Annotated in this window: 8 protein-coding genes and 1 pseudogene; 8 read left to right on the top strand and 1 reads right to left on the bottom strand. The window is 56.9% G+C overall.

Features of this window, described 5'->3' with window-relative positions; translation table 11 throughout:
- Positions 1-7: 7 nt before the first annotated feature.
- Entirely contained in the window at positions 8-859 is an 852-nt protein-coding gene (locus BLQ55_RS27440; protein ID WP_092258556.1) for a fumarylacetoacetate hydrolase family protein, read from the bottom strand.
- 122 nt (positions 860-981) lie between these two features.
- Between BLQ55_RS27440 and BLQ55_RS27445 the strand changes: the two genes are divergently transcribed.
- The 8 genes and pseudogenes from BLQ55_RS27445 to BLQ55_RS27480 form a co-directional block, all read left to right on the top strand.
- Positions 982-1,563: an amino acid synthesis family protein gene (locus tag BLQ55_RS27445; RefSeq protein ID WP_060742955.1), complete on the top strand. Its 582-nt coding sequence runs from the start codon at positions 982-984 to the stop codon at positions 1,561-1,563.
- 71 nt (positions 1,564-1,634) lie between these two features.
- Positions 1,635-2,750 (top strand): alcohol dehydrogenase catalytic domain-containing protein, encoded by a 1,116-nt coding sequence (locus BLQ55_RS27450; protein WP_092258559.1) that lies wholly within the window; start codon positions 1,635-1,637, stop codon positions 2,748-2,750.
- A 68-nt stretch (positions 2,751-2,818) separates the two neighbouring features.
- Positions 2,819-3,346: a cupin domain-containing protein gene (locus tag BLQ55_RS27455; RefSeq protein WP_092258562.1), complete on the top strand. Its 528-nt coding sequence runs from the start codon at positions 2,819-2,821 to the stop codon at positions 3,344-3,346.
- Between the two features lie 38 nt (positions 3,347-3,384).
- Positions 3,385-4,233, top strand: coding sequence for a 3-hydroxyacyl-CoA dehydrogenase NAD-binding domain-containing protein (locus BLQ55_RS27460; protein ID WP_092258566.1), 849 nt, complete (start codon positions 3,385-3,387; stop codon positions 4,231-4,233).
- The gene (locus tag BLQ55_RS27465) at positions 4,220-4,801 is read left to right on the top strand and encodes a TetR/AcrR family transcriptional regulator (RefSeq protein ID WP_092258569.1); all 582 of its coding nucleotides are present in this window, start codon (positions 4,220-4,222) and stop codon (positions 4,799-4,801) included. The genes BLQ55_RS27460 and BLQ55_RS27465 overlap by 14 nt, the downstream gene beginning before the upstream one ends.
- A gap of 251 nt (positions 4,802-5,052) precedes the next feature.
- Positions 5,053-5,343: a type II toxin-antitoxin system ParD family antitoxin gene (locus BLQ55_RS27470; RefSeq protein WP_092258572.1), complete on the top strand. Its 291-nt coding sequence runs from the start codon at positions 5,053-5,055 to the stop codon at positions 5,341-5,343.
- A gap of 2 nt (positions 5,344-5,345) precedes the next feature.
- Positions 5,346-5,702 carry a type II toxin-antitoxin system RelE/ParE family toxin gene (locus BLQ55_RS27475; RefSeq protein WP_092258575.1) on the top strand — a complete coding sequence of 119 codons (357 nt, stop codon included), beginning with the start codon at positions 5,346-5,348 and terminating at the stop codon, positions 5,700-5,702.
- A 527-nt stretch (positions 5,703-6,229) separates the two neighbouring features.
- Positions 6,230-6,459: pseudogene (locus BLQ55_RS27480) on the top strand (LysR family transcriptional regulator); the annotation flags it as partial.
- Between the last annotated feature and the right edge of the window lie 67 nt (positions 6,460-6,526).

Raw genomic sequence — 6,526 nt, forward strand, 5'->3', positions numbered from 1 at the left:
ACAACGCTCAGGCTTCGTCAATGACGCCGTTCGATAGGGTCCCGATTTCAGTGATGACCACCTCGAACACATCACCGGTTTTCAAGAAAATCGGCGGTTTGCGCTTGAAGCCGATCCCGCTCGGCGTGCCGGTTGCCAGAATGTCGCCCGGGTTCCATGGCAGTGCCTTGGACACGTAGGAGATCAAATGTGGAATGTCGAAAGCCAGCTCCGAGAGACTGCCTTCCTGCAGTTGCTCACCGTTAAGAATGCCCCGTACCACCAGCGTACGGTAATCGGAAATTTCCGACGCTGGAATGATCCAGGGGCCCAGTGCGCCAGTTTTTCTGAACGTCTTGCCCATGCCGTACTGGTGCGTATGGAACTGCCAATCCCGCACGCTAGCATCGTTGAAACAGGTGTAGCCCGCCACATGGTCCATGGCATCGGCCGGATCGATGTGCGCGCCACCTTTCCCAATGACGACGGCCAGTTCAGCTTCGAAGTCGAACTGCTCCGAGACTTTTGGCCTGACCAGTGGTTCGCCGTGGGGCAGTAGCGTTTCGGCAAATCGCTGGAATATCACCGGAAACTCCCCGACCTTACGGCCGGCCTCTTCAGCGTGAGCCACATAGTTGATGCCCACACAGATAACCTTGCCGGGATTCGGTATGACGGCCTCCAGTTGAATGCTGGAAAACGAATAATCGGCCTGGGCGGTCTCGACGATCTTGCGTGCCTCCTGTACCAGCAGTCGATTGGCCAGAAAGGTGGCGAGGTCCGGAACCTGCGCAAAACGACGGGTCAGCTCGACCACCCCATCACCTGACACGACGCCGAAATGGGCCCTCCCTTCTTTGCGGTACGAAATCAGCTTCATGTTCTTCTCCTGTTTTTGTGCATAAAAACTAATTTCTTGCACCATACATCATTAAATGCATAATGCAAAAGGTCGCGAAAAAAATAATGAGCCCCATGAGGCTCCTGGTTCTGGAGGCAAGCATGTCGCTGGTGATGGTTCGTAAGATCAAACTGGACATCGAAGAAATATTCCACGAGGGAGGCCCCCGTACATCAACGCCGTTACGCATTGCGGTCGCCACCGCAGTGGTCACCAATCCCTACGCCGGCAGGTATGAAGAAGACCTGCTGCCATTCATGCAGGAGCTCAGGGGGTTAGGCGCACAACTGTCGGAGCAATTGATCCAGGCACTGGGCGGCGCCGCGCAAGTGCAGGCTTATGGCAAGGGCGCGATTGTCGGTGAAGACGGCGAGCTGGAACACGGAGCGGTCTGGCACGAAGCCGGTGGCTGGGCCATGCGTGAGGCACTGGGCAATCCCAAGGCCATCGTTCCAGCAGGCAAGACTATCGGCGGCCCTGGTTGCCGGGTGATGATTCCGCTGGGGCATATCCAGGCAGCTTATGTCCGCAGTCATTTTGGTGTGGCGGAAATGACGGTATGGGACGGCCCCCGCCGCGGGGAAATCGCTTTCGGCCTGGCCATGGCTACAGGCGGCAGGATCCATTCGCGACTGGGCGGCCTGGCGGTCGCCGACGTGAGAGGTGAAGACGGCTTACGTTGACGCCAAGGTTTTGAAGTGTCGCTCCACGATTACGCACTACGACAAAAATAATATGAGTATCGGAGAACATCATGACTGCAAAAACGATGCGCGCCGCACGCCTGTATGAAGGCGGTAAACCCATGGTCATCGAGCAGTTGCCCGTACCGGGCACTCGTCCAACTGAAGTGCTCGTCAAGATCAAGGCATGCGGGATCGTCCCCAACCTCCACAACATCCTGACAAACTGGGTCAAGTGGTTCCCGCAAAATCCCCTGCCGAAACTGCCGGCGACTTTTGGCCTCGACCCCACGGGGGTCATCGAAGCCGTAGGCGAACAGGTCTACGACTTCAAGGTCGGTGACCGGGTCTACGTCAATCCGGGCCGCCACTGTGGTTCGTGTCGAGCCTGTCGTGCGGGCAATACCATCGCCTGCACGGCCTACACCTTCAATGGCTATTTCGGCTTCACGCCAAAAAGCCCGCGCATGTTCGAAGATTATCCCTACGGTGGTCTTTGCGAGTACATCCCTGCGCCGCAATACAGCCTGGTGAAACTGCCCGATAACCTCAGCTTCGAGACTGCCGCGCGACTGGGCTACCTGGGTACCGCCTACAAGGCGATGCTCAAGGCCAATGTCGGGCCTGGCACTGTCCTGCTGATCAACGGCATCAGTGGCACCCTCGGCCTGGGCGCTGTCGCACTGGCCCTGGCGATGGGCGTTCGTAAGATCCTTGGCACAGCTCGCAATGCGGAGCTCTTCCAACGCGTGAAAGACCTCGCCGCGCCAGGCCGGATTGAGATCCATACCCTGGGCACACTGCCAACCAATGAGTGGGTCAATGAAGTGACACACGGTGAAGGTGTCGACGTGGTGATCGATGCCCTGGGCCCAGGCGCCCCTCACGAGACCCTGACCCAAGCCCTCAAATCCATTCACCGCGGCGGTCATTTGGTCAATATCGGTGCTATCGCAGGTGAGGTCCCCATCGATCTGCACTGGATCATGGACAACGACATCCAGATCAGTGGCTCGGCCTGGTTCACCACAGGTCAAGGACAAGCCATGGCGGACATGGTGGAGTCTGGAACACTGGATCTTTCATTCTTCGAAAACACGGCCTTCAGCCTGGAAAAGGTGAACGACGCGATTACCGGTATCGAAAATCGCCAGGGTGGCTTCAGCAACTACGTGATCTGCCCCTGACATTAACGAAACCCGTTCAACACTACGGCGGGCACCCTGATGCCCGCCCACCGAACCCAGGGAATGCCATGAAAATTCGAAGAGTCGTCACCGGCCTGGATGCCACAGGCCAATCTGTGTTCATCAGCGATGATGTGGCCCCGCGGTCTTGTGCCTTTGAGTCCATTCCCGGCCATGCCATGGCGCACCTGTGGTCCACCGGTTCAACGGCCGGCGCGCACCAGGACCCCACCCTGGGGCACCCTTCCCTGGTGCCTGGGCCAGGCGAAACCAGTCTGGCAATCTATGATTTTCCGCCGGACACCGTGATGCAGAACCCGACGGATGTCGGACAGATGATCGAGGAATTGGGCGGCGCCCTGCCCGGCTTGTTCGAATGCTTCGAACCGGACCATCCGGGCATGCACACGACGCCGACCATCGACTACGGCATCCTGCTCCAGGGCGAACTCTGGCTGGAGCTGGACAATGGCGAACAAAAACTGATCCGGCCCGGCGAGGTTGTCATCCAGCGTGGAACCCGGCATGCCTGGCGTAACAAGAGCGATCAAATCGCCCGCGCGCTGTTCGTGATGATCGGCACGAAGCGTGACTAGTCGACACACTCTCTCCCACCGAACCTTAGGTGCTCAACATGACCCTGCAGCACATTGCAGTGATTGGCGCCGGCACAATGGGCAGTGGAATCGCCCAAACCTGTGCGGCAGCCGGCCATACATTATTGCTCATCGATATCCATGAACAGGCGCTCGACCGGGGCCTGCAAATCGTGCAAAAAAACCTGGACCGGCAAGTTGAAAAAGGGACACTCCTCCCGGAGCAAGCCATTGAGACCCTGCAACGTATCCATTCCTCGACCCATTACACCGACCTGGATCAAATGGACGTAGTGATCGAAGCGGCCACGGAGGACTTGTTACTCAAGCGCAAGATCTTGCAGCAGGTTGACACCCATGCTCGCCTGGATTGCCTGATCGCCAGCAACACTTCATCGCTATCGATTACGCAATTGGCGGCGAGTATCAAACACCCGGAACGCTTCATGGGGATCCACTTCTTCAATCCTGTGCCGATCATGGGCCTGGTGGAGCTGATCCGTGGCTTGCAAACCAGCGACGCAACCTGTTCCACCGCCGGGGCACTGATCGAACAGTTGGGCAAGACCGCGATCCACACACAGAATCGCCCGGGCTTCATGGTCAACCGAATCCTCATTCCGATGATCAATGAAGCGATTTTCGTCCTTCAGGAAAACGGCGATGCCCAAGCAATCGACGCGAGCATGCGCCTGGGCTGCAACCAACCGATCGGGCCGCTCGCATTGGCTGACCTCATTGGCCTGGATACCGTGCTGGGAATTCTGGACAACCTGCAAACAGGTTTTGGCGATCCGAAATACCGACCTGCCCCGCTGCTCAAAGAGATGGTCGCAGCAGGATTGCTAGGCAAAAAATCCGGACGTGGCTTTCATGTCTACAGCTGAAACTCGCGGCGGGTACGACACGATCCGAGAACGGGCCCTGGAGCTTTTCGTCAGCAAGGGATTCGGACAGGTCAGCATGCGCGAACTGGCTCGCCACGTGGGTATCGCCCCTGGCTCGCTGTACAACCATTTCCCCAGCAAACAAGCCCTGTTGTTCGACCTGATCGAAGAGTTCTACGAAGAACTCCACCTGTTGGTCCAGCAACCTGTGCGGCAACACACCGCTGGACCTCGACCACTGTCGAACCTGATTGCCGCCCACCTGCGCCTGCACCGTGAGCGACCCCTGCATTTTCGGCTGGCGTTACAAGGTTTCGCCTATCTTGATACCGCGCAGAAGCAACACATCATCCTCAAACGCGGCAGATATGAGCACGCGTTTCTGCGCGCGGTGTTCAGCGATACGCTCAGCGCGCACGAAACAGTTATGGCAGCCGGGCCCATCATCACGCGACTTCTCAACTGCCTGCCGGATTGGCTTGAGGAACGCTCGTTGACTGATGAGGCTTATACCCACCTGGTCGAGCGGCTGATAAGGGGGGCTGTGCAGGAGTGTTCCACACCTTAGTCTGTACATGTCGACTTGCACGAGGTCGACATTCCACTGGCAGTACAGCATTTGGCTCGAGCAGGACTGGAAACAGCCTTTTTGGACTTTGTGCGCATGCAGTCCGGGTCAGCCACGCGCTGTTCGGCGCAAAGGATGAGCCCGCACGACACAGTTCGTCAGATACAAATCCCAAACTATGTGCTCGCGGGAAAATTGGCATAATATGCCAATGATCGAAAGAACCTGTTTGCCCAGAGCTGGAGCTAATTATGGCGACGCGAAACGTTGTGCTCACCCCTCACCAGGAACAGGTTATCCAGGACCTGGTGCAGTCCGGCCGTTATCAGAATGCCAGCGAAGTGATGCGAGAAGGTTTACGTCTATTGGAACAGCGCATCGCCGAAGACAACGCCAAAATTGAGGCTCTGCGTCAGGGTACCTCGATCGGCATCATGGACCTTGAGCACGGGCGCTTCACTCAGTTGAACGAAGGGGATCTGGAGCATTTCCTTGAGGGGTTGAGCCAGGAGGCAACCATCCCGGCGAGGGAGAAACAGTGAGCATGCCGCAGTATCGGATTTCCAACGCTGCGCGCACAGACATTGTCGACATCCTCAGGCTCTCCCAGGCACAGTTCGGCGATCAAGCACGCCGGCGCTACCAGGCGCTAATTCTCGCAGCGCTGCAAGCGATTGCCGACACGTCTTATCGCGTTGGCAGCCACGACCGCGATGAGCTTGCACCGGGCCTTCGCAGATATCACCTCATCTATTCACGCCCGCAGGCCAAACAAACCCGTGGGATGGTCAAAAGCCCACGCCATATCGTGTTCTATCGTGTGGGAGATGGCGACGTGATTGAGATCGTCCGACTCCTCCATGACGCCATGGAGGTGCAGTTGCATCTGCCCAACGATTGACCACAAACGCTAAAGGCTGACGCCTCTTGCACATAAATCTCAGGCAAAAAAAAGCCACTCATCTGAGTGGCTTTTTTTTGAATCCTGGAGCGGGAAACGAGACTCGCATCTGGCGTCCGACCCATTGAAATTTAAGGGTTTTATTTTCTTGCCGAAGCAGGAAAAGACTTAATTTTGGACTTATTTTCGGGGTGTTTCAAGGTAAGCGTCCGGCCAAGTCACCTACCGAACTCCAGCATTAAGGGTGATCGCGTCCGCTTAGGTGGACGCCATCGCCTTTGGAGTCGGAGTCAGGAAGGTGAGTTGGCCGGACGCTTACCAAACAAGTAACGTTGCGCGGGGACAACCTGATGCAGCAAATGACGTACGATCTCCAGCGCCTGCAAGTCGCGGTACTTATGGACGTCCATGCCTGGTTAAGGCGCTTCATAGTCGGGCATATGCGATTTGGCACAAGCGGGCATTGCTCGGCTTAGATTTAGACTTCCGAGCCGTGCCGAATACGTGGGCCAGTGGAACTCACCTTGATTGAGCCGTCGCTTAGCAAGCCGGGGCCGGAACAAACCTTACGACAGCTCAAATACTTCATTGCGGCAATTGAGTGTGGATGCGTAGCAGAGGCCTCACGCAAGCTCTATATAGTCCAACCCTCGATCTCTACGGCGAGAGATTTGGTGTACGGTTGCTCATCCAGCATCATGCTCAGGGTATGTCCATGACTCCGAGCAGAGCCCCTTTCTACAGGAAGGCTCTCGAACCTCAACCTTGGAAGCTGAGGCTCGGCAATAGCTAGATCAGATTGAGTTCCTGGCCCGTGCGGTTCA

This window comes from Pseudomonas sp. NFACC13-1 (genome assembly GCF_900104425.1).
GTDB lineage: Bacteria > Pseudomonadota > Gammaproteobacteria > Pseudomonadales > Pseudomonadaceae > Aquipseudomonas > Aquipseudomonas fluorescens_AA.

What these genes read in the sequence shown, in the direction of transcription:
- BLQ55_RS27445 (WP_060742955.1), top strand. Translation starts at nt 982, where the DNA reads ATGTCGCTGGTGATGGTTCGTAAGATCAAACTGGACATCGAAGAAATA.
- BLQ55_RS27475 (WP_092258575.1), top strand. Translation starts at nt 5,346, where the DNA reads ATGCCGCAGTATCGGATTTCCAACGCTGCGCGCACAGACATTGTCGAC.
- BLQ55_RS27440 (WP_092258556.1), bottom strand. Translation starts at nt 859, where the DNA reads ATGAAGCTGATTTCGTACCGCAAAGAAGGGAGGGCCCATTTCGGCGTC.
- BLQ55_RS27455 (WP_092258562.1), top strand. Translation starts at nt 2,819, where the DNA reads ATGAAAATTCGAAGAGTCGTCACCGGCCTGGATGCCACAGGCCAATCT.
- BLQ55_RS27450 (WP_092258559.1), top strand. Translation starts at nt 1,635, where the DNA reads ATGACTGCAAAAACGATGCGCGCCGCACGCCTGTATGAAGGCGGTAAA.
- BLQ55_RS27460 (WP_092258566.1), top strand. Translation starts at nt 3,385, where the DNA reads ATGACCCTGCAGCACATTGCAGTGATTGGCGCCGGCACAATGGGCAGT.
- BLQ55_RS27470 (WP_092258572.1), top strand. Translation starts at nt 5,053, where the DNA reads ATGGCGACGCGAAACGTTGTGCTCACCCCTCACCAGGAACAGGTTATC.
- BLQ55_RS27465 (WP_092258569.1), top strand. Translation starts at nt 4,220, where the DNA reads ATGTCTACAGCTGAAACTCGCGGCGGGTACGACACGATCCGAGAACGG.